Here is a 19,730-nt window from a genome sequence, read left to right on the forward strand (position 1 = left end):
GGCTGCGTCAGGTCGGCCCGGCGTTCCCGCCGATCAGCCGCCGCTCTCGGGCGCAGCCGTCCGTTCGATCCAGTTCGCGAACGCATCGATGAACGTCTGGAAGAAAGCCCGCGTGCCTTCCGCCGCGATCTCGCCTTGTTCGTCGAACAGCGTAAACCCGCCCCCGACGTAAGCTTCCGGCTGCTGCAGCACCGGCATGTCCAGGAATACGAGCGCCTGGCGCAACTGGTGGTTGGCCCCGAAGCCGCCCATCGCCCCGGCCGAAATGCTCATCACCGCCGCTGGCTTACCGGACCATGCGCCGCTGCCGTAAGGGCGCGATGCCACGTCGACCGCGTTCTTCAGCGCGCCGGGGATGGAGCGGTTGTATTCCGGGGTCACGAACAGCACCGCGTCGGCCGCAGCGATTTCACGGCGGAACCGCTCCCACGCCTGTGGCGGCCCAGCGGCTTCGGCGTCTTCATCGTAAAGGGGCAAGTCCCCGATCTCGACGATCTCCAGGTCCAGCGTGTCCGGGGCCATTCCGGCCAGGGCCAGCGCCGCCTTGCGGTTGATCGATTCCTTGCGCAGGCTGCCGACGACCACTGCGACCTTGTACGTTCGTGCCATGAATATCTCCTCTGAAATGAAAACTGAATCTGGCCGCGGGGGCCCTTATCGCGCGTCCACCAGCACCAGTTCGCTGTCTTCCAGCGCGGTAATCGCGATGCTGCCGAGCCCGGTGATCGCCGCTCCGTCGCGGGCGTTCACCTCGACATCGCCCACCCGCACCTTACCGGTTGCCGGGACAAGGTAGAGGTGACGCTCGGCAGCCGTATCGTACATCACCGTGTCGCCCGCCTTGACGGTGGCCCCCAGCACGCGCGCCTCGGCGCGGATCGGCAGGCTGTCTTCGTCGCCCGCGATACCTGACGCGAGCGTGACGAACCGTCCGTGACGATCATCCTTCGGGAACGGACGGGCGCCCCAGGTCGGCTCTCCGCCGCGCCGGTCCGGGATGATCCAGATCTGGAAAATCTGGGTCGTCTCGTCCTCAAGGTTGTGCTCGGCATGCGCGATCCCGGTTCCGGCGGACATGACCTGCACGTCGCCAGCTTCGGCGCGCCCGGAGTTGCCAAGGTTGTCCTGGTGCGAAATCGCGCCTTTGCGGACATAGGTAACGATTTCCATGTCCCGGTGCGGATGCGGCGGAAAGCCGGACTTCGGGGCGATAGTGTCATCGTTCCACACCCGCAGCTGGCCCCAGTTGGTCCGGGCGGGGTCCTGATAATCGGCGAACGAGAAATGGTGATGGGCATCGAGCCAGCCGTGATTGGCGGCCCCAAGGCTGGCGAAAGGACGAAGTTCGATCATGGTTCCGGCTCCCTGACGGGTTGCGTTGAAGGGAAGATGGGCCTTGGCAGGCTTTCGGAAAACCGGGATAAAGCCGTTCAAGATGTTCGATGGAGTTGAACGATGGATGTCGGCCGGCCCACTCTTGACCAGCTCCGCATCTTCCTCGCCGTGGCCGACGAAGGCAGCTTCAACGCCGCCGCCCGGAAGCTGGGGCGCGCCTTGTCGGTCATCAGCTACGGCGTGGCGGCGCTGGAAAGCCAGCTGGGCCTGAGCCTGTTCCACCGCGAAGGGTCCCGCCGCCCGGAACTCACCGAAGCCGGGCGCGCGCTGCTGGCTGACGCAAGGGCCGTGGTCGACGAAAGCGCGGGGCTGGTCGCGCGGGCACGCGGCATCCGGCAGGGACTGGAGACCGAAGTCTCGCTGGCGGTCGACGTCATGGTTCCAAGCAAGACGGTCGCCGGCGTGCTGCGCGATTTTCAGGCCGCGTTTCCAACCGTCGACTTGCGCCTTCACGTCGAAGCGCTTGGGGCCGTCGCCGCCCTGGTGCTGGACCAGCGCGCCGATCTCGCCATTGCCGGGCCGGACATCCTCGACCTGCCCGAACTGGAGCGGCTGAGCGTCGGCACGGTCCAGCTCGTTCCTGTTGCCGCGCCGGGGCACCCGCTGGCTCAGATGGACCGGATCGAACCGGGCGCGACGCGGCAGCACTTGCAGCTGGTGCTGACGGATCGCTCCCCCCTGACCAAGGGGCGCGAGTTCTCGGTGCTCAGCCCGCGCACGTGGCGGCTGGCCGATCTCGGCGCCAAGCACGCCCTGCTGGTGGAGGGGATCGGCTGGGGCAACATGCCGTGCCACATCGTGGCCGAAGATCTGGCCGAAGGCCGGCTGGTGAAATTGTCGCTCCCTGAAGCCGCCCCGCTCGATTACCGGCTGCATGCCTTGTGGAGGAAGGACAGCCGGCCCGGTCCGGCCGGGTCCTGGCTGCTGGAAGCGCTGATCGCGCGCTGCTGACGTCCGATGCTAGGAGCGGACGATCGCGGCCGCACTGGCCAGCACGGCGGTATCCTCGACAAATCCGGTCGCTGTCTGGCCATATTCCTCCATCGCCCTGATCCGGATGCGCCAGCCGACGTACGACGCGGCAAGGGCCGTGCCCCCGCCGATCAAGGCCCCGAGCCACCGCTCCCGCCTTGGAGCCAGCGCGGCTCCGGCAATCGCCGAGGTGACGAAGCGAGCGGCCAATCCGATCGGGACGATCCGGTCCGGCGCGCTCTTCTGCTTGTCGCCGACCATCTCCGCCACGGCTAGGGCAACCGCTCCCGCAGCGATCAGCGGATGGCCCAGAAAGCGGGTCAGGCGGTTGTCGGCCGTCAGCTCATCGCGGGCCGATGCCACGGCCACGCTGGCCAGCGGCGTCAAGGCACGTTGGCCGCCGACGAGGCCCATCAGAAAGGAAGCACGCACGTTGTTTTCTCCTGCAGTACAGCAGTGCAATCCGCACGGGACGGGATCGGTCCCGTTTAACGGGAAACCGGGTTGGGCATCACGTCGTTGACGGGTATGAAGGCGAAGCGAAACAAGGGGATACGGACATGAAGCAGCATCAACAGGCCTTGAGCGGGGACCGGGTCGTGGTGCCGGAAAGCCGTGAGCTGGATCGCTTCTCCGCGATGCTGGAACGTCATGGCGCCACCGTTCTGCGATCCCCGTTGATCCTAGTCAGTCCGCTTCAGGACACGAGTACGCTGGATGCCTGGCTGGACCGGCTGATCGCCGGCCGCCACGATACGCTCGTCTTTTACACCGGGGAAGGAGTGACGCACATTGTCGCCCGGGCCGAGGAGCTTGGCCGGCGAGACCAAGCGCTCGCCGCATTCGCCGCCACGCGCAAGATCGCGCGCGGGCCCAAGCCGGGGGCCGCGCTGCGCAAGCTGGGGCTCAGTGCGGACATCGTGGCGGAGGCGCCGACGACCGAAGGGCTGCTGGCAACGCTGGAAAAGCTGGCCCCGCACGGTCAGTGCGTCGCGGTGCAGCTCTATCCCGGAGCGCCCGCCGACCGTCTTGGCGATGCGCTGAAGGCGTTGGGCGCCGGGTTCGATCCGGTGCTCCCCTATCGCTACATTTCGGATGAAGTGGACGACGAAGTGGCGTCCGTGATCCGTGCTATGGCCAGCGGCGATATCGACCTGATCGCCTTCACGTCCAAGCTGCAGGTCCAGCGCTTGTGCGACGTGGCCAAGCGCCAGGGACTGGAAGCGGAGCTTGAGCAGGCCTTTGCGGCGACGACGATCGCTGCCGTCGGCCCCGTCGCCGCCGCCGCGGTCGAAGAGGCGGGGGGAACCGTCCGGATCCAGCCGACGTCCAGTTTCCACCTCAAGCCCTTGGTGACGGAGATCGTCCGCACCCGCGGCGAACGGTGAGCGGGCCCTGTCGGGAAGCATCCCGCATCGGTATCAGCCGCGCACCAGCGCAAGGATCAGCAGCACCAGCAGCACCGCGCTGATCGCCTGCCAGATACGCACCGAATCCTGCGCTACCAGCGGGCGCGGATCGGGCGAAACCAGCGCGGAATTCGGTTTCGCAAGATCGAACGTGAACTCCGACAGTTCGGCATAGCGTCGTTCGGGTGCGATGCTGACCGCCTGGGCGATCGCGGCGTCCACCCAGTCCGGCACCGCCGGGTTGTACTCGGTCGCGGGCGTGTAGCGCAGCCGGCGCTGCGCAGCGCGGGTTCCAGCCGCCGATACGCGTGGGCCGTAAGGCAGGTGGCTGGTCAGCAGCCAGTAGGCAATCACACCCAGGGAAAACAAGTCCGACTGCGGGCTGGCGGCGGCACCGAGATAAAGCTCGGGCGCGCTGAACTGCATCGTTCCGGCAAAAGCAGCCTCATCGCTGTGCCCGGTCAGCTCATCGATTCCGGCAACCTGAACCGATCCGAAGTCGATGATCTTCACCGCGCCTTCCTTGTCGATCAGGATGTTCTCGGGGCGCAGATCGCGGTGAAGCATTTCGCGGCGGTGGAAGGCGAGCAGGCCCGCCGCGACTTGCCCGACGATGGAGCGCAGCTGCACCAGATCCGGACGCCCGTTGTCCGCCACCCATTCCGCGAGGGTTTGCCCTTCGACATATTCGGTCACGGCATAGGCATGACGCCGGGCCCGGCGCACCGGCGGCGCGCGCAGCACGTTCGGGTGATCGAGCCGGCGTGCGACCCATTCTTCCAGCAGCAGGGCGCGCACGTGGTCCGCGTCCTCGGCCCGTTCGGTCGCCGGAATCTTGAGGGCAAGGCTGGTGCCGCCCGACGAGTCGCGCGCCAGGTAGACGTGGCTGCGCGCGCCGGAATGCAGCTCCCGCAGGATTGTGTAGCCTTCGAATTCGTCACCGGGTCTCAGGGGGGGAGGGACCGGCAGGGCGACGTCATGGCCGATCAGGTCGTCCACCTCGCCGTCCGGCAGGGCTTCGATCCGGATGACCTGCACCGTCACGTTGTCGATGCTGCCCGCCTCCAGCGCGGCGGCGCAGATCGCGGCGGCGGCGTCGTCGAGGTCCTCGCCCTCCATGGCGACGCGGGCGGCAAGTTCCGCCAGCCGCGTATCGGGCAGGAAATCGTGGACGCCGTCGGTCGTCAGCAGGAATACGTCGCCCGGTTCGACCGCGAACTGGCGATAATCGACCTGCACGTTGCGGTTCACGCCCAGCGCACGGCCGAGATAGGTCTCGCCTCCGCCCAGGGAGACGCGGTGCGCTTCGGTCAGGGGCTCGACGGCGCCGCCGGAAAGCCGGGCGATCCGGGCATCGCCCACGTGAAAGATGTGCGCGCTGCGGCCCTTCAGGACCAGCGCGGTGAACGTGCAGACGAGGCCCCGCTCACGTTCCTGATCGGAGGGTATTCCTCCGGCGCGCCGACGGTTCTGCGCGTGGAGCCAGCTGTTCGTGGCCGAAATCACGCGATCGGCGGAAGTCCGCACCGACCAGGCTTCGCCAGTGCAGTAATAATCGGCAAGGAAGCTTTTCACTGCGGTTTCGGCCGCCGTGGCGCCGAGCGTCCCGGTGCTGATCCCGTCGGCAATGGCAACGGCGATGCCCTTGCTGGCCAGGTCGGCGCCTTCGGGCTGGACTACCCCGTGAAAGTCCTGATTGGCGGGTTTGAGCCCGGCGGTGCTGAACTGACCGAGCGCGATGGCGAGCTGGCTACGCATGGGCAAGACGCGGGCAGGAGGCGCCCCTGAAAGTCAAGGGCGCCTCCTGTTGATGTTGCAGTCCGGGCAGGATCAGGCGGCCAGCTTCATCTTCGGCTGGGGCCGGCGCTGCGGTGAGGTGCGGATGTGGGTGGAATAGAGGGTGAGACCGGTAAAGGTCAGCCCGCCGACCAGATTCCCGAGCACCGTCGGGACTTCGTTCCACCACAGGTAGTCGCTGAAGGAGAAGTCGCCGCCCATCATCAGCGCCGTCGGGAAGAGGAACATGTTCACGACCGAGTGCTCGAACACCATGTAGAAGAACAGCATGATCGGCATCCACATCGCGATCACCTTGCCGCTGACCTGCGTGGAAATCATCGCCCCGACCACGCCGGTGGAAACCATCCAGTTGCACAGCATGCCGCGCACGAAAATCGTCAACCAGCCGGCCGCGCCGAATTCCGCATAACCGATCGTGCGCGAGACGCCTATTCCGGCCAGCTTCTGACCGACTTCACTGGGCGGCGTCGAAAATCCGTTGGTGAAGTAGACGGCCATCAGGAACGCCACCACCAGCGCCCCGGCGAAGTTGCCGGTGAACACCAGCCCCCAGTTGCGCAGCACGCCGTTCCAGCTGCAACCGGGCCGCTTGTCCCATACCGCGAGCGGCGCCAGCACGAAGACGCCGGTAAGCAAGTCGAACCCCAGCAGATAGAGCATGATGAAGCCGACCGGGAACAGCAGGGCACCGATCAGCGGCTGGCCCGTCTGGACGTTGACGGTGATCGCGAAAGCCGCGGCCAGCGCGAGCGTCGCCCCGGCCATGAAGCCGCGGATCAGGGTGTCCTTGGTGGACATGAGGATCTTCGATTCCCCGGCGTCCACCATCTTGGTGACGAATTCGGTTGGTGCGAGATAGGACAAGATCGCTTCCTTTCGGTCCCGGCAATGCGCACGCGAAAAAGCCGCCTCGAACTGGTCTGCTTGACCAGCACGGGCGGCTCCGTTGCCACGCGTCAGATAGTGTAAAGCGGCTGCGCGTTCCCGCCCATCGTTGGGCGGCGCATTCGCTCGGGACACTGAGTACCTGCTCCACCGTCGCCCGGCAAGCCGGTTTTGCAGTGCAGCAAGAGTTCGGCTCAAATTGGACGTCAGGCGGTGCGCTCCAGCATCGGCTGCTCGTTCCGGCGCAGGGTCAGGACTTCGACTCCGTCCCGCGTGACGGCGACGGTATGCTCGAACTGAGCGGACAGCTTCCTGTCGTCGGTGACGACCGTCCACCCGTCGCTTGTCGTCGAGACTTTCCGGGTCCCCTGGTTCACCATCGGCTCGATGGTGAAGACCATGCCTTCGCACAGCTTCAGGCCGGTTCCGGGGCGCCCGAAGTTGAGCACTTGCGGTTCTTCGTGCATCTCGCGGCCGATCCCGTGTCCGCAGTAGTCCCGCACGACCGAATAGCCGTTCTTCTTCGCGTGGCGTTCGATCGCATGGCCGATATCGCCCAGGCGGGCTCCGGGCCGAACCCGGCTGATGCCCTTCCACATCGCCTCCCTGGCAACCTGCACCAGGCGCCTTGCGGCGGGCGGGACATTGCCGACCATGTAGGTCTTGCTCGAATCCGCGATGAAGCCGTTCTTCTCCAGCGTGATGTCGAGGTTGATGATGTCGCCGTCCCGGATGATCGTGTCCGGATCGGGTACCCCATGGCAAACGACATGATTGATCGAGCAGTTCAGGACATACTGGAACCCGTACTGCCCCTTGCTTGCAGGACGAGCGGAAAGATCCTGAGTGATGAAGCGGTCCACCAGATCGTTGACCTGCAAGGTCGACATCCCGGCAAGCTCCAGCCCGTCGAGCATTTCGAAGACGGAAGCCAGCAGCTTGCCCGATATGTGCATGAGCGCCAGCTCGTCAGCGGTCTTCACCATGTCACGCCTCCGCCCGGTGCACGACACGCTCCTGCGCGGCGGCGAGCTGCATTGCGACGATGTCGTTGAAGGACGAAGTCGGACTCGCTTCGGCCAGCATGCCGATCTTGATCCAGAATTCGGCCTGCGCATTGATGGACCGGCACATGACCGCGCTGGCCCGGCGGACGTCCTCATGCAGTTCGTCGCTGATCTTCACGATGCCCAACGGGGGCTCCTTCAAACGGGGGATATACGAAACGTATATGGATCGGATGTTGCCAGGTCAATCGATCGACTTCCCGCCCGTCAGGCATCGCGGCGATAGATTGCGCATTATCGCCAGCGTGCGGAGGCTTCTTGAGGGGAGGGGCATTTCCGTGCGTATAAGGCACCGGACAGGAAAGACGGGATGGCCATGGACGACAACGATCTCGATGCGGCGCTGGCGCGCATGACGGCGGAGGCTTCGGCGTGCCGTGCGGGTGCCGACTTTCACACCTGCGTCTGGGAGCGTGTCGGCGGGATGCGCCGCGCGCAGGAGAGAAACCGGCGTGCGCTCCTCAGCCTGGGCATTTTCGCCGTCGCGCTTGGTGCCGGAATGGGGACGACCCGGGCCTCCCTGTCCGCCGAACCCGTTAGGAACAGTCTGGCGATCGGCGCGGAGCTTGCCCCGTCGGCCCTGCTCGATCCTTCCCGGTGAAGGTTACTCCGCTTCAGATCGTCCTTTTGCTGGTCCTCGCGGTCTTTGCGGGGCTGCTGGGGGCGGTCGCCGGCAACAGCTGGCTGCAGCAGGCAGAGCCGGGCGGAATGCACCGGTTCGTCCACGAGGAACTGGAGCTTACTCCCGCACAGGACGCGCGCATCGATGAGCTGGAGGAAAGCTTCGCGGTTGAGCGAAAGCGGCTCGAGCAGGACCTGAGGGCGGCCAACGCCCGTCTGGCGCAAGCGATGGAGAGCGAGCATCGCGCCGGTCCCGCAGTGGCCGCGGCGATCGATGAAGTCCATGCCCGGATGGGCGATCTCCAGAAGGCGACCATCCGCCACGTTTTCGGCATGCGTGCCTTGCTCGAACCGGGGCAACAGGCCGCCTTCGACCGGGAAGTCACACGGGCGCTGACCAACACGCCGCCCGAATGATCGCGTGGCGACGGACGATGATCTTGACGAGGCGGCACTGGTCGCATCGGCGAAGGCAGGCAGCCAGGGGGCGTTCGATCACCTGATCGGACGCCACGCGCCGCGCCTGCTCTCGCTGGCGCGTCGGCTGCTCGGCAGCGCGGCCGATGCCGAAGACGCGGTACAGAATGCGCTGGCGTCCGCCTGGCTGGGGCTGCACCGCTTCGAAGACGGCAAACCGCTCGGCCCGTGGCTTACCACGATCACGGTGAACAAGTGCCGCGATGCCTTGCGGCGTCAGCGGTTTGCCCGGCTGTTGAGCCGCCGCAAGGATGAGCCGGAACTGCTGATAGCCGACACCGCCCCGGGACAGGAGCGTGAGATAGCCGGGCGGCAGTTGCTGGAGCGGGTGGAGCGGGAAATCGCCCGCCTGCCCGCAAGCCTGCGGGAGCCCTTCATCCTCGTCACGTTCGATGGCCGCAGCCAGAGCGAAGCCGCGCAGATCCTCGGCATGAGCGAGAAGGCCGTGGAAACGCGCATCTACCGCGCCCGCGCCCGGCTGAAAGAAAAGTTCGCCGAACGCTGAGGGGTCGGTCGATGGCGCGCGTATCAGCGGGTAGGAAACTCGGACGGGCTCTAGGACATGACATCGATCAATCGCAGGCGCTTCCTCGGAGCGGGGATGGCCTCCTTCGGCTCGCTCGGCCTGCTGCAGGCTGCGCCCGCGTGGGCGCGCGGCGTCGTGCACGGCGCTGGACACGGGGCAGGCGGCGCGCTGGCCCGGAAGGGGAGCGACGTTCTTTCGGGCAATCACCTGACCATGACCGTGGCCGATGCGACCTTCGTCACCGGAGATCGCCGCGGTCCGGCGGTCACCGTCAACGGCACGCTGCCGGGGCCGCTGGTGCGCCTGAGGGAAGGGCAGGACCTCACGGTCGATCTGGTCAACCACAGCGCGGACGGGACGTCGATCCACTGGCACGGATTGCTCCTCCCCTTCCTGATGGACGGCGTTCCGGGGGTGACGATGCCCGTCGTGCTGCCGGGCGAGACCTTCCGCTATCGCTTCCCGATCCGGCAGGCGGGCACGTACTGGTGGCACGCGCATACGATGCAGGAGCCGATGGGCCACTACGGGCCGATCATCATCGATCCGGCGGAGCCCGATCCGTTCACCTATGAACGCGAATACGTGCTGATGCTGACCGACTGGTCGCCGATGCACCCGCACGAGATCATCAAGAAGCTGAAGGTCGGAGAAGGCTACTTCAACTACCAGAAGACCACCCTGACCGACGACTATCCGCTGAGCGCGGAGGAGCGGCGGATGTGGGCGAAGATGCGGATGATGCCGACCGACATCTCCGATGTGACCGGATCGCTCTACACGTTTCTGGTCAATGGCCACGGGCCGGAAGACGGGCTGGAGCTTGCCTTCACGCCGGGTGAGAGGATCCGCCTGCGGATCATCAATGGTTCGGCCATGACCTTCTTCAACGTCCGGATACCGGGCTTGCCGATGACGGTGGTCGCGGCCGATGGGCAGAACGTCCATCCGGTGGAAACCGACGAATTCCAGATCGGCATCGCCGAAACCTACGATGTGATCGTGCAGCCGGAAAACGCCGATGCCTTTGCCTTCGTGGCCGAGGCGATGGATCGATCCGGGATGGGGCTTGCCACGCTGGCAAGCCGCCCCGGAGCCCGCGCCGCCGTGCCCGCCCTGCGTCCGCCGCCGCTGCTGACGATGGCCGACATGGGAATGAACCACGGGGCTGCCGCGGACGGCATGGCCGGAATGGATCACGGGTCGATGGCCGGAATGGATCATGGCGCGCATGGGCAGGGCATGGACATGTCCGGCATGGACATGCGCGACACGTCGCTGCTGCCGCCGGACGTGAAGGTCGGCCCGGGGCTGGACATGGTGGCGATGAACCCGGTGGACCGCATGGGCGATCCCGGGATCGGGCTCGACACGGTCGATCACCGGGTACTCAACTACAAGCAACTGGTCGCGCACCGGCCGAATGCCGATCGCCGCCAGCCGACGCGCCTCAAGCAGATCCATCTTACCGGAAACATGGAACGGTACATGTGGTCGTTCGACGGCAAGAAGTTCTCCGCCGTCGCCGACGAGCCGATCCGCTTCGCTTATAACGAGCGAGTGCGCGTCCGGCTGGTGAACGACACGATGATGGCTCACCCCATCCACCTGCACGGCCATTTCTTCGAACTGGTGAACGGCGCGCCGGATGGGCACCAGCCGCTCAAGCACACGGTGATCGTCCAGCCGGGAGGCAGCGCCACCTTCGACCTGACCGCGAACGAGCCCGGCGACTGGGCCTTTCACTGCCATCTGGTCTATCACATGCACACCGGCATGTTCCAGGTCGTGACCGTGCGTCCGCTCGACGGGGGGAAGGGCGCGTGAAGCGGGCCGTTCTTCTGGTCCTGCTCGCCAGCGCTGTCCCGGTCCACGCACAGGACCATTTAGGGCATTCCGCGCACGAAGCGTCACCGGCCGAAGCTGCATCCGATCCCTCTGGCGGAGAGGTGGTGGACCACTCGCAGATGGACCACTCGCAGATGGATCACGGCGGGATGAACCATGGCGGGATGGGCGAGGATGCCGGAGACAGTGCCAGCGGCCAATCCGTGGACCATGGGGAAATGGATCATTCCCAGATGGATCATGGGGCAATGGATCACGGTGGCATGGATCATTCCCAAATGCAGGGCATGGACCATGGCGCGATGGATCACGCTCCGATGGAGGGAATGGACCATTCCCAAATGGACCACGGGGCCATGGATCACAGCACGATGGACCACGGGACCATGGACCATGGCACGATGGATCACGGGACCATGGACCATTCCGGGATGGAGCACGGGGCGATGCAGGGGATGGAGCTGGAAATCCCCGAAGGGCCGCCCCCGCCCGAAGCGTTCCAGGGTCCCCTTTATGCCGCAGACGCCCGGTGGGGCGCGGACATCATGGATTCCGAGCGTATCCAGGTGATGCGCGACGTGAGCGGGATGGCCTTCTTCTGGTTTCGGGGAGACCGCATCGAATATCTCGCGCGCGAAGGCGCCGACGGGTACTTGTGGGACATCCAGGGCTTCTACGGCGGGGACTACGACAAGTTCTGGTTCAAGAGCGAAGGCGAGGGAAGTTTCGGCGAAAGCCCGGAATCGGCCGACGTGCAGGCGCTCTGGAGTCATGCGATCGGCCCGTGGTTCGATTTCCAGGCGGGGATCAAGCAGGATCTCTTCGGCCCCGAGCGGACCCATGCAGTCGTCGGCGTGCAGGGGCTTGCGCCCTATCTGTTCGAAGTCGACGCGGCCGCTTTCCTTTCGACAAAAGGCGATCTCACCGCGCAGATCGAGGCCGAGCTGGACCAGCGGATCACCCAGCGGCTGATCCTGCAACCGCGCGCCGAAGTCGTGCTCGCGGCGCAGGACGTGCCGGAGCTTGGCATCGGCGCAGGCGTTGACCGGATCGAGACGGGCGTGCGCCTGCGCTACGAAATCAAGCGGGAGTTCGCGCCCTACATCGGCGTGGCGCAGGAGTGGAGGACGGGCAAGAGTGCCGACTTCGCGCGCGCCGAAGGGGAGGATCCCAGCGTCACCAGCTTCATCGCAGGTATTCGTTTCTGGTTCTAGAGCGGTAGGGAAGCGGGTGAAACCGCCGTCCGCGCGAGGATCGCGGCAAGAGCGTGGACTGGAGCGTTCGATCGGACGCAAACCGACCGAGAACCGCTTCAGGCTGCAACAGTGTTCTAGATGGAGAATGTGAATGAAGTCGTTGTCTTACAGTCTGCTCGCTCTGGTTGGCAGCGCCTCGCTCCTCGCGGCCGGGCCCGCTTTCGCTCACGCCAAGCTGATCCAGTCGAACCCGTCGAACAACGCGGTCGTGTCCGCTGCGCCCAGGACGCTGGTGCTCAGCTTCAACGAAAAGCTCGTGCCGGCCTTCTCGAAAGTGGAACTGACCATGCCCGAACATGGGATGAAGGTGCCGGTGACCAGCAAGGTTTCGGCCGACGGCAAGACCATTGTCGCGGTGCCGGCCAGCAGCTTGCACAAAGGCGCCTACAAGATGGTCTGGAGCGCAGCGGGTGCAGACGGGCACAAGATGACGGGCGAAGTCAGCTTCAAGATCGGCTGACGTGACAGACCCCGCAATAATCGTTGCGAGGTTTGCCCAGTATCTCGGGGCGGTGATCCTGCTGGGGGCGCCGCTCTTTTTTCTATACGCAAGGGCCGAGGCGGGATCCGTTCGCCTCGAAGCATCGCGCCGGCGGCTGCTTCTTGCAGCCGCTGCCCTGCTTGCCCTTTCGTCCTTGATGGCCATCGTTCTGCAGTCCGCCCTGTTCACGGGCTCCCTTGCAGAGGGGCTGAAGATGGAGAACCTCGGCGCGGTGGCGACCGGGATGGCACTTGGCAAGGCGGCCCTCGTCCGAGCCGGAGCGGCGGGCGCAGCCTTCGTGCTGCTTCTGCTCCTGTCGCCCGGTCCGCTGAGCTGGATCGGTACCGCCGCCCTCGGCCTTGTCGCCACCGTTGGCCTTGCCTGGATGGGGCACGGCGCGGCCGGGGAGGGGCCCACTGGCTGGATTCAGCTGACGGCGGACATCCTCCACCTGATTGCAGCGGCTGTATGGATTGGCGCTCTCCTCGGCCTGTTGAAGCTGCTCGTGGTTCGGCCTCAAACGGAAGCAGCGGCCGACACGGCGCGCAGCGCGCTGGAAAGGTTTTCCGGCATCGGGTCTGCGATCGTCGCGGTGCTGCTGCTTACAGGCGTGATCAACGGGTGGGTGCTCATCGGGCCTGACCGACTGGATTCGCTGTGGACATCACCGTACGGTCGGTTGCTCCTCCTCAAGGTTCTGTTGTTCGGCGGAATGCTGGTTCTTGCGGCCAGCAACCGGTTTCGCCTGACTCCCGGACTCGGCAAGGCGCTGCACAGCGGCGAGGAGACCGGGGCCGCGCTGGGTGCGCTCCGCCGCAGCATTGCTCTGGAGTTGGCTCTCGGCATCGCCATCCTGGCGCTCGTCGCGTGGCTTGGGGTGCTGGCCCCTCCGGCATCCGCCTAGGCGGGAGCCCGGAGCCATCGACCGCAGGGCGAATCCGGAGCGCCGTGCAGGCACCGCATCAGGAATTTTCGCTGGCGGGGCGTGGGGCGGCAGATCGCATGGTCCGCCGGAAGCGCGTTCCGCCCAAAGCCGGTTCATCGCGGAACGGGCGCGGGGAAAAGTTGCCATCGTCCCGCCCCCGATGCGTCAACCGGGTTCGTCAGAAGAACTCCGGCGGATCATGAAACCCGACTGTCAGGAGTTTCATGGTGGGCGCGGCAAGGATTGAACTTGCGACCCCACCCGTGTGAAGGGTGTGCTCTACCACTGAGCTACGCGCCCGCGCGTCCAGGGGACGGCAGGGCGCCGCCTTTGCCACGCCCCGCCGCCGATGACAAGCACCTAGTCGAACAGCATCCGCAGGAATAACCGCTCCAGCGCCATCCCGCCTGCGCCGTCGGATCGTGCGGTGCTATGCGACTGAGGGCATTCGAGGCAGCGCGCCTGCGCCCCGCGCACCCGCAGCAGCCCGGAAAGGTCCTCGGCAATGCGGGTGGACAGCTGCTGCTGGCTCTGCGCGAACTGGCCGAACAAGTCGCGCGGCCCTTCGGGGGCGCGGGTGTCTTCGCCCAGCGCGCTCGCCAGCCACTGCTCATATGGATCGACTTCCTGCCCCAGGAACTTCGGATGCCACTGGCCTGCGGGCAAGTCGGCCCGGGCCGCCGCCCATTCAAGTGCGGCGTCGAGATCGCCGAACTGGTCGACAAGGCCAAGCTGACGCGCGCTGCCGCCATCCCAGACCCGTCCTTGCGCAAGCTGATCCACTTGCGCCTTGCTCATCCCGCGGGACTGCGCGACCAGCGTCAGGAACCGGTCATAGGCAAACTCGACGCTTTTCTGCAGCACTGCCTCGGTTTCGGGCGTGAACCCCGCGAACAAGTCCGGCTGACCGGAAAGCGGCGTGGTTCGCACCCCGTCCGACTGCACGTTCCATTCGGCGAGCGCGTTCTCGAACGTCGGGACGACCCCGAACACACCGATCGAGCCGGTGATCGTCTCCGGTTCCGCGAAGATCCGGTCTGCGGGCGTGGCCACCCAGTATCCGCCACTCGCCGCGACATTGCCCATCGAGACGGCGATCGGAATGCCCTTTTCCTTGTGGCGCAGGATCGCGCGGCGAATCGCCTCGCCGCCCGTCACCGTGCCGCCGGGCGAATCGACCCGCACCACCAGAGCCTTCAGATTGTCTTCGAGCGCATCGTCCAGCGCCTGCGCAATGCGTTCCGCCCCGGCTTCGCCCGGTCCGGCGTGCCCGTCGCTGATGGGTCCGGCGATGGTGATCACGCCGATCTCGCCGCCGATGTCCTCCGGCCCGACTTCCTCGAGCCAGGGATCGAACTCGGTCCGGGCAAAGGAGCCGGGGGACTTGTCCCACTCGTCTTCCCCGGCAAACTGCGCCACCCGCTTGCCCCATTCGACATGGTCGCCGATCTTGTCGGCCAGCCCGGCGGAAATCGCCGCCTGGGCAAGGTTGCCGCCGTTCTGGTCGATCCAGGTCGCGATATCGGTCGTCACCCGGTCAAGATCGGCTTGCGGGCGCGCCTGTTTCACGTTGGCGAGCCATTCCTGCCACAAGGAGCCGTAAAGCTGCGTGGCGTTCTCCCGCGCCTCGGGCGACATGTCGGTGCGGATATAGGGTTCGACCGCGCTCTTGTAGGTGCCGACGCGGAACACGTGCGCGTTGATGTTCAGCCGCTCAAGCAAGGCGCCGTAATAAAGGCGATGTCCGCCGGGACCGGAAATCGCCACGCCGCCCATGGGATCGACCCACACTTCCGAGGAATGGGCCGCCAGCATCATCGCATCGTCGGTATAGCCGACCGCATAGGCGATGACTGGCTTGCCGGCCGCGCGGAACCGGTCGAGCGCTTCGGCGATGCTGGCCATGTGGACCTGCCCCCCGCCGAGGAACTGCGTCATGTCGAGCGCGATCACCTTGATCCGCTCGTCCCGCGCGCCTTCGTCGATCGCCCGCACCAGATCGCGCGCGACGTATTCCTTCGTCGGTACGGCGGATGTCAGCAACGGCACGGGAGAGGAAATCAGCGCCGCCAGCGGATCGGCGGGGGCTTTTTCCTCCACCACGCTGCCGTCCAGATCAAGCAGCAGGGCCCCATCGCGCACCGCGGCCGCGTTGGGCCGCGCGCTCAGCAGCATGAACAGCGCAGAGAAGAACAGCAGCAGCAAAATAAGGGTGAGCGCGTCCTTGATGCCGACCAGCAGCCGCCAGACCTTGCCTGCGAAACTCATCCGAAAAGCCTTTGAAACCATGTCATAAAATAGACAATCCCGTCCATGTTGGGATGTAGGGCGAGCAAGGGCGATGTGCCAGTCGCAAACCCATCGGCGGTCGATATTGTCCGACCGGCGTAATGCCGGAAAGGCTCATGCATGATCGCCCCTTACCCCCGTGCTGTCCGATTGCGCTTCCGTTCGATCACGCACCCCATTGCGGAGGCGCGCGCCCGGCCTTAGGGACCTTGCTTCAGTGATGCCGCCGATCCAACCTCCAGCCGCGGGCCGCTATCCGGCCGGCGGGCTCGCCTTCCCGCATCGCGATCTGCTTGGCATTGGCCAGTTGCAGACGCACGAGATCCTTTATCTGCTGGATGAGGCGGAACAATGGGTCCGGCTCAACCGCATGCCGTCCAAGCACACCGATGTGCTGTCCGGGTTGACGATCATCAACGCCTTCTTCGAAAATTCGACTCGCACCCTCCTGTCGTTTGAAATCGCCGGGAAACGGCTGGGCGCCGACGTGGTCAACATGCACGCTGCGCAATCCAGCGTGAAGAAAGGGGAAACCCTGATCGACACGGCGATGACGCTGAACGCGATGCGCGCCGATGCGATCGTGATTCGCCATTCGTCCAGCGGAGCGGTCGCGCTGATCGCGGGGCGCGTCGATTGCCCGGTGCTCAACGCCGGGGACGGCCAGCACGAACACCCCACCCAGGCGCTGCTCGACGCTCTGGCCTTGCGGCACAAGCTGCGGGAAGGCGGGCGGGAGGAATTCAACGGCCTGCGCGTCACGATCTGCGGGGATATCCTGCACAGCCGGGTTGCCCGATCCAACATCCTGTCCCTGCAGGCGCTGGGCGCGGTGGTGCGGGTCTGCGCGCCGCCCGCGCTGATGCCCATGGGAATAGAGGCGATGGGGGTGGAGCCGTTCCATTCGTTCGACGCCGCGCTGGACGGGGCCGAGGTGGTCATGATGCTGCGCTTGCAGAATGAACGGATGCAGGGCCAGTTCGTCCCTTCCCCCCGCGAATTCCGCCACCTCTACGGCCTCACGCCGCAGCGGCTCGCGCTGGCGGAACCGGACGCGATCGTGATGCACCCGGGACCGATGAACCGCGGAGTCGAGATCGACAGCGAAGTAGCCGATCTTGCGGGCCGCTCGATCATTACCGACCAGGTGGAAATGGGTGTCGCCATCCGCATGGCCTGCCTCGACGTGCTGACTCGCCGCGCGCGGGGCGTGCCCGGGTGGGCGCCGGTGAACCGGGCGCAGTGGGTATGAAACAGCCGCGCCCCCTCGCGATCGTCGGCGGCCGGCTGGTGACGCCGGACGGCGTGCGTCCCGGCACGCTTCGGTGCGAAGACGGCCGTATCGCCGCGCTTGGCGATGTCGCCCCGCAGGATGGGGATGACGTGGTGGATGCCGGCGGGGCGCTGGTCGCCCCGGGGCTGGTCGATTGCGGCGTGTTCGCGATCGACAAGGCCGCGTTTCATTTCGGCGGGATCACCCGGGCGGCGCTGATGCCGGACCAGAGCCCGCCGCTCGATCACCCGGCGCGCGTGCGTTTCGCCGCACAAAGCGGCAAGCCCGACATGTGGGTCCACCCGCTGGCGGCTGCGACGGTGGCGCTGGAAGGCGGCCACCTGGCCGAAATCGCGCTGATGTGCGATGCCGGGGCCAAAGGCATCGCCACCGGGCGAACGTGGATTGCCGACAGCGGGATCATGCTGCGCCTGCTGCAATACGCCGCGATGCTCGATCTGGTAGTCGTGTCCCACGCGGAAGATTCCGGGCTGGCCGGAAGCGCCGTCGCCACTGCCGGCGAAATGGCGACTCGCCTCGGGCTGCCGAGCGCCCCGGCCGAAGCCGAAGCGCTGGCCATCGCCCGCGACGTCGCGCTGGCGGAAATGACCGGCGCGCGCCTCCACGTCCGGCAAGTGACGACTCGCGCCGGGCTGAACCTCGTGCGGGCGGCAAAGCAACGCGGCGTTTCGGTAACGGCGGGCGTCACGCCGGCCCACTTCATGCTGTCCGATCTCGCGCTGGCGGAATTCCGCACGTTTTCGCGGCTCTCCCCGCCCTTGCGCTCCGAAAGCGACCGGCAGGCCGTGATCGAAGGCATCGGGGACGGAACCATCGATGTCATCGCCTCGGGCCACGATCCGCGCTGGCCGGAAGACAAGCGCCTGCCATTCGCGGATGCGGAGCCGGGCATGGCGGGGGCCGAGACCCTGCTGGCGATGACGCTGACCCTGGTGCGGGACGGGGTAATCGACACGGCCCGCGCGTTCGATCTGCTCGCTCGCAATCCGGCCCGCCTGCTGGGCGTCGATGCGGGGGAATTTCGGGAAGGGGCGGAAGCGGACCTCGCGCTGATCGACCCGGAACGGCCGTGGGTGATCGATTCGGCGAAGATGGACACCAGCGCCGGGAATACCCCGTTCGACCGCCAGCCGACGCAAGGCCGCGTGCTCGCCTTGTGGAAGGGCGGAGTGCAGGTGGGCACCAAGCCCCGGCGATGACCGCGCCGTCCCGGACTGGCAGCGCGGTCGAGGCCACGCCCGATCAGCCGGTTTCCGGGGCCGAGCGGCTGGTTTCGCTCGATTTCATCCGCGGAATCGCGGTGCTCGGGATCCTGTTCGCCAATATCACCGCATACGGCCACCCGCTGACCGCCTATTTCTGGCCTCCTGCGCTGCCCCAGCCGCTGAGCATGGGCGACCGGGCAATCTGGCTGTTCCAGTTCGTGGTGATCGACGGCAAGCTGCGCGGGCTGTTCACTCTCCTGTTCGGTGCCGGGCTTTACTTGTTCATGGAACGGACCTGGGCGCGGGGCGGCGACGCGTGGCTGCAGGCGCGACGGCTGTCGGTGCTGCTGGTGTTCGGCCTTGCCCATTATTTCCTGATCTGGCGCGGCGACATCCTGACGCTTTACGCCTTTTGCGGGCTGGCCGTGCTGCCGCTGCTCAAGATGACGGCCGAACGGCAGCTTTCGCTCGGCCTCACGCTGGCAGTGGTCGGCGCGCTGATGAACACCGCGATGATGTCGGGCGATTACCTTGCCGCCAACGGGGCGGACGCCGCCCGGCGCGCGCAAGCCGCGCAAGTCCCCGCACTGGTGCTCAAGGTGGCTGAGCGGGAGACGCGCTTGTACCGCGACGGCAGCTATCCCGACATCGTCGCCCACGCCATCGAAGAGGAAGGCGACCGGCTGCTGCAGGAACTGATCGTGGTCGGGATCACCGAAACCTTCGGCGTGATCCTGGTGGGCATCGGCTTGTACCGCTTCGGCTTGTTCGGCTCAGCGGCGCGAAATCCGGTCCTGCGGCGCTGGGCCTGGGGCGGATGGCTGGGCGGAATGGCGGTGACCCTGCTGATCGGGCTGTGGCCGCTGCGCGAAGGCTTCCCGCTGTTCACCACCAGCTTCGCGTTCAACGGGCTTTCGTCGTTGCCGCATATCGTGACTGTCCTCGGCCTCGTGGTCCTGCTGGCGGGGTGGGCGCCCACGGCTGCGCAGGGCTGGCTGGGACAAAGGCTGGCCGCGGCCGGGCGCATGGCGTTCAGCAATTACCTCGGCACGTCGATCCTGATGATGTTCGTGTTCCACGGTTGGGCGCTGGGTCTGTTCGGACAACTAGGCCGAATCGGTCTGCTGGGGATCGTGCTGGCAGCCTGGGCGCTGATGCTCGGCTGGTCGCAGCCGTGGCTGGCGCGGTTTCGCTATGGCCCGCTGGAATGGGTCTGGCGCTGCCTGACCTACGGCGAACGGTTTCCTTTTCGCCGTTGAGTCACTTGCTACTGCAACCCA

20 protein-coding genes and 1 tRNA gene are annotated in these 19,730 nt (G+C 66.2%); 12 read left to right on the forward strand and 9 right to left on the reverse strand.

Annotated elements, in window-relative coordinates:
- Positions 1–33: 33 nt before the first annotated feature.
- Positions 34–609: an NADPH-dependent FMN reductase gene (locus ELY13_RS06000; RefSeq protein ID WP_126172985.1), complete on the reverse strand. Its 576-nt coding sequence runs from the start codon at positions 607–609 to the stop codon at positions 34–36.
- 45 nt (positions 610–654) lie between these two features.
- The gene (locus ELY13_RS06005; protein ID WP_126172986.1) at positions 655–1,353 is read right to left on the reverse strand and encodes a pirin family protein; all 699 of its coding nucleotides are present in this window, start codon (positions 1,351–1,353) and stop codon (positions 655–657) included.
- A 102-nt stretch (positions 1,354–1,455) separates the two neighbouring features.
- Between ELY13_RS06005 and ELY13_RS06010 the strand changes: the two genes are divergently transcribed.
- Positions 1,456–2,346 carry a LysR family transcriptional regulator gene (locus ELY13_RS06010; RefSeq protein ID WP_126172987.1) on the forward strand — a complete coding sequence of 297 codons (891 nt, stop codon included), beginning with the start codon at positions 1,456–1,458 and terminating at the stop codon, positions 2,344–2,346.
- A gap of 9 nt (positions 2,347–2,355) precedes the next feature.
- Here ELY13_RS06010 and ELY13_RS06015 read toward each other — a convergent pair whose 3' ends face one another.
- Positions 2,356–2,799 carry a DUF4126 family protein gene (locus ELY13_RS06015; RefSeq protein WP_164549710.1) on the reverse strand — a complete coding sequence of 148 codons (444 nt, stop codon included), beginning with the start codon at positions 2,797–2,799 and terminating at the stop codon, positions 2,356–2,358.
- A 128-nt stretch (positions 2,800–2,927) separates the two neighbouring features.
- Between ELY13_RS06015 and ELY13_RS06020 the strand changes: the two genes are divergently transcribed.
- On the forward strand, positions 2,928–3,755 hold the full coding sequence (locus ELY13_RS06020; RefSeq protein WP_126172988.1) for a uroporphyrinogen-III synthase: 828 nt from the start codon (positions 2,928–2,930) through the stop codon (positions 3,753–3,755).
- 33 nt (positions 3,756–3,788) lie between these two features.
- Here ELY13_RS06020 and ELY13_RS06025 read toward each other — a convergent pair whose 3' ends face one another.
- The 4 genes from ELY13_RS06025 to ELY13_RS06040 form a co-directional block, all read right to left on the reverse strand.
- Positions 3,789–5,534, reverse strand: coding sequence for a bifunctional protein-serine/threonine kinase/phosphatase (locus tag ELY13_RS06025; protein WP_126172989.1), 1,746 nt, complete (start codon positions 5,532–5,534; stop codon positions 3,789–3,791).
- Between the two features lie 72 nt (positions 5,535–5,606).
- On the reverse strand, positions 5,607–6,440 hold the full coding sequence (locus ELY13_RS06030; protein ID WP_126172990.1) for a formate/nitrite transporter family protein: 834 nt from the start codon (positions 6,438–6,440) through the stop codon (positions 5,607–5,609).
- Between the two features lie 227 nt (positions 6,441–6,667).
- Positions 6,668–7,447 (reverse strand): type I methionyl aminopeptidase, encoded by a 780-nt coding sequence (gene map, locus ELY13_RS06035; RefSeq protein ID WP_126172991.1) that lies wholly within the window; start codon positions 7,445–7,447, stop codon positions 6,668–6,670.
- Between the two features lies 1 nt (position 7,448).
- Entirely contained in the window at positions 7,449–7,655 is a 207-nt protein-coding gene (locus ELY13_RS06040; RefSeq protein WP_126172992.1) for a ParD-like family protein, read from the reverse strand.
- A 183-nt stretch (positions 7,656–7,838) separates the two neighbouring features.
- On the opposite strand from ELY13_RS06040, the gene ELY13_RS06045 reads away from it, so the two are divergent.
- From ELY13_RS06045 to copD, 7 genes are all read left to right on the forward strand, one after another.
- Positions 7,839–8,129: a hypothetical protein gene (locus tag ELY13_RS06045; protein ID WP_126172993.1), complete on the forward strand. Its 291-nt coding sequence runs from the start codon at positions 7,839–7,841 to the stop codon at positions 8,127–8,129.
- Positions 8,126–8,566 (forward strand): Spy/CpxP family protein refolding chaperone, encoded by a 441-nt coding sequence (locus tag ELY13_RS06050; protein WP_126172994.1) that lies wholly within the window; start codon positions 8,126–8,128, stop codon positions 8,564–8,566. The genes ELY13_RS06045 and ELY13_RS06050 overlap by 4 nt, the downstream gene beginning before the upstream one ends.
- Before the next feature lie 4 nt (positions 8,567–8,570).
- Positions 8,571–9,131 carry an RNA polymerase sigma factor gene (locus ELY13_RS06055; protein WP_126172995.1) on the forward strand — a complete coding sequence of 187 codons (561 nt, stop codon included), beginning with the start codon at positions 8,571–8,573 and terminating at the stop codon, positions 9,129–9,131.
- Between the two features lie 57 nt (positions 9,132–9,188).
- A complete protein-coding gene (locus ELY13_RS06060) occupies positions 9,189–10,979 on the forward strand; it encodes a copper resistance system multicopper oxidase (protein ID WP_126172996.1) in 1,791 nt (596 codons plus the stop codon).
- On the forward strand, positions 10,976–12,214 hold the full coding sequence (locus tag ELY13_RS06065; protein ID WP_241233566.1) for a copper resistance protein B: 1,239 nt from the start codon (positions 10,976–10,978) through the stop codon (positions 12,212–12,214). The genes ELY13_RS06060 and ELY13_RS06065 overlap by 4 nt, the downstream gene beginning before the upstream one ends.
- 133 nt (positions 12,215–12,347) lie before the next feature.
- Complete coding sequence (gene copC / locus ELY13_RS06070; RefSeq protein WP_126172997.1) at positions 12,348–12,716, forward strand: copper homeostasis periplasmic binding protein CopC; 369 nt, start codon at positions 12,348–12,350, stop codon at positions 12,714–12,716.
- A 1-nt stretch (position 12,717) separates the two neighbouring features.
- Positions 12,718–13,641 carry a copper homeostasis membrane protein CopD gene (copD, locus tag ELY13_RS06075; RefSeq protein ID WP_126172998.1) on the forward strand — a complete coding sequence of 308 codons (924 nt, stop codon included), beginning with the start codon at positions 12,718–12,720 and terminating at the stop codon, positions 13,639–13,641.
- A 246-nt stretch (positions 13,642–13,887) separates the two neighbouring features.
- Here copD and ELY13_RS06080 read toward each other — a convergent pair.
- Positions 13,888–13,962, reverse strand: a tRNA-Val gene (locus tag ELY13_RS06080).
- A gap of 60 nt (positions 13,963–14,022) precedes the next feature.
- A complete protein-coding gene (gene sppA, locus ELY13_RS06085) occupies positions 14,023–15,930 on the reverse strand; it encodes a signal peptide peptidase SppA (protein ID WP_126172999.1) in 1,908 nt (635 codons plus the stop codon).
- A gap of 241 nt (positions 15,931–16,171) precedes the next feature.
- On the opposite strand from sppA, the gene ELY13_RS06090 reads away from it, so the two are divergent.
- The 3 genes from ELY13_RS06090 to ELY13_RS06100 are packed head-to-tail and all read left to right on the forward strand — an operon-like array spanning position 16,172 to position 19,709.
- The gene (locus tag ELY13_RS06090; protein ID WP_126173000.1) at positions 16,172–17,203 is read left to right on the forward strand and encodes an aspartate carbamoyltransferase catalytic subunit; all 1,032 of its coding nucleotides are present in this window, start codon (positions 16,172–16,174) and stop codon (positions 17,201–17,203) included.
- Complete coding sequence (locus ELY13_RS06095; RefSeq protein WP_126173001.1) at positions 17,200–18,444, forward strand: dihydroorotase; 1,245 nt, start codon at positions 17,200–17,202, stop codon at positions 18,442–18,444. Before ELY13_RS06090 ends, ELY13_RS06095 begins: the two co-directional genes overlap by 4 nt.
- Positions 18,441–19,709 carry a DUF418 domain-containing protein gene (locus tag ELY13_RS06100; protein WP_126173002.1) on the forward strand — a complete coding sequence of 423 codons (1,269 nt, stop codon included), beginning with the start codon at positions 18,441–18,443 and terminating at the stop codon, positions 19,707–19,709. The genes ELY13_RS06095 and ELY13_RS06100 overlap by 4 nt, the downstream gene beginning before the upstream one ends.
- Positions 19,710–19,730: the final 21 nt, after the last annotated feature.

The organism is Altericroceibacterium xinjiangense, assembly GCF_003958635.1.
In the GTDB taxonomy this organism is placed as follows: domain Bacteria; phylum Pseudomonadota; class Alphaproteobacteria; order Sphingomonadales; family Sphingomonadaceae; genus Altericroceibacterium_A; species Altericroceibacterium_A xinjiangense.

Excerpts from the sequence above, each read along its gene's own strand:
- ELY13_RS06000 (WP_126172985.1), bottom strand. The coding sequence starts at position 609 with ATGGCACGAACGTACAAGGTCGCAGTGGTCGTCGGCAGCCTGCGCAAG.
- ELY13_RS06005 (WP_126172986.1), bottom strand. The coding sequence starts at position 1,353 with ATGATCGAACTTCGTCCTTTCGCCAGCCTTGGGGCCGCCAATCACGGC.
- ELY13_RS06010 (WP_126172987.1), top strand. The coding sequence starts at position 1,456 with ATGGATGTCGGCCGGCCCACTCTTGACCAGCTCCGCATCTTCCTCGCC.
- ELY13_RS06020 (WP_126172988.1), top strand. The coding sequence starts at position 2,928 with ATGAAGCAGCATCAACAGGCCTTGAGCGGGGACCGGGTCGTGGTGCCG.
- ELY13_RS06025 (WP_126172989.1), bottom strand. The coding sequence starts at position 5,534 with ATGCGTAGCCAGCTCGCCATCGCGCTCGGTCAGTTCAGCACCGCCGGG.
- map (WP_126172991.1), bottom strand. The coding sequence starts at position 7,447 with ATGGTGAAGACCGCTGACGAGCTGGCGCTCATGCACATATCGGGCAAG.
- ELY13_RS06045 (WP_126172993.1), top strand. The coding sequence starts at position 7,839 with ATGGCCATGGACGACAACGATCTCGATGCGGCGCTGGCGCGCATGACG.
- ELY13_RS06060 (WP_126172996.1), top strand. The coding sequence starts at position 9,189 with ATGACATCGATCAATCGCAGGCGCTTCCTCGGAGCGGGGATGGCCTCC.
- copC (WP_126172997.1), top strand. The coding sequence starts at position 12,348 with ATGAAGTCGTTGTCTTACAGTCTGCTCGCTCTGGTTGGCAGCGCCTCG.
- sppA (WP_126172999.1), bottom strand. The coding sequence starts at position 15,930 with ATGAGTTTCGCAGGCAAGGTCTGGCGGCTGCTGGTCGGCATCAAGGAC.
- ELY13_RS06090 (WP_126173000.1), top strand. The coding sequence starts at position 16,172 with ATGCCGCCGATCCAACCTCCAGCCGCGGGCCGCTATCCGGCCGGCGGG.
- ELY13_RS06095 (WP_126173001.1), top strand. The coding sequence starts at position 17,200 with ATGAAACAGCCGCGCCCCCTCGCGATCGTCGGCGGCCGGCTGGTGACG.
- ELY13_RS06100 (WP_126173002.1), top strand. The coding sequence starts at position 18,441 with ATGACCGCGCCGTCCCGGACTGGCAGCGCGGTCGAGGCCACGCCCGAT.